The sequence below is a fragment of the Streptomyces beijiangensis genome (assembly GCF_017315755.1).
GTDB classification, from domain to species: domain Bacteria; phylum Actinomycetota; class Actinomycetes; order Streptomycetales; family Streptomycetaceae; genus Streptomyces; species Streptomyces beijiangensis.
Map to the genome: position 1 here is coordinate 1 of NZ_JAFLRJ010001430.1, position 691 is coordinate 691.

Consider the following 691-nt stretch of genomic DNA (forward strand, 5'->3'; position numbering starts at 1 on the left):
GAGTTCGCCCACGGTGCGGCGCGTGGTGTCCTCGATGGCGGCCAGGGCGTCCCGGACGAACTCCGGGTCGGTGCCCAGGACCCGGCGCGCAGCGCTCGCCTGAAGCGTGACCGCGCTCAACGCGTGTCCCACCGAGTCGTGCAGCTCACGGGCCAGCCGGTTGCGGACGGCGAGGTCGGCGGCGCGCGCCTCGGCGGCGGCGAGCCGGTCCTCGGGAGTGGGGCCGAGCAGCGCCGGCGCCCAGCGGGCCAGCAGCACGCCGCAGCCGGCCACGCAGCCGGCCAGCGCCAGGAGCGATGCCACGCCGGCGACCGGCGAGAGCGCCAACGCCCAGGTGTGGTCCAGGACTTCCGACAGGCCGAGCGGGGAGTCGCGCAGCCCCGCGAAGAGCGGCAGCACGATCAGCGCGACGGCGAACGGTGGCACCGCCAGCGACATGCCTGCGATGACCCCGCCCAGCCCCAGATGCACCGTGTACCAGACCGCCGTACGGCCCTTCGCGGCGCGGGTGCGGGCTGGCCCGTCGGCGAGCCGGGCGGCGTCCACCCCACACAGCCAGCGCACGGCGGCGGTCTCCAGCGGCCGGGTCAGCGGAAACAGGGAGGTGACGGCGGCGAGCGGCAGGCCGACGGCGAACGAGGCGAGCTGAAGGGTGGGAGACGAGAAGACGTCGGTGGTGCTGGTCAGGGGA

Annotated in this window: 1 protein-coding gene; it reads right to left on the reverse strand. The window is 75.7% G+C overall.

The genetic code is table 11. From position 1 onward, the window contains the following. Nucleotides 1-691 (reverse strand): histidine kinase dimerization/phosphoacceptor domain-containing protein (locus J0695_RS42140; protein WP_206970082.1); only part of this gene is annotated, 691 nt, incomplete at both ends.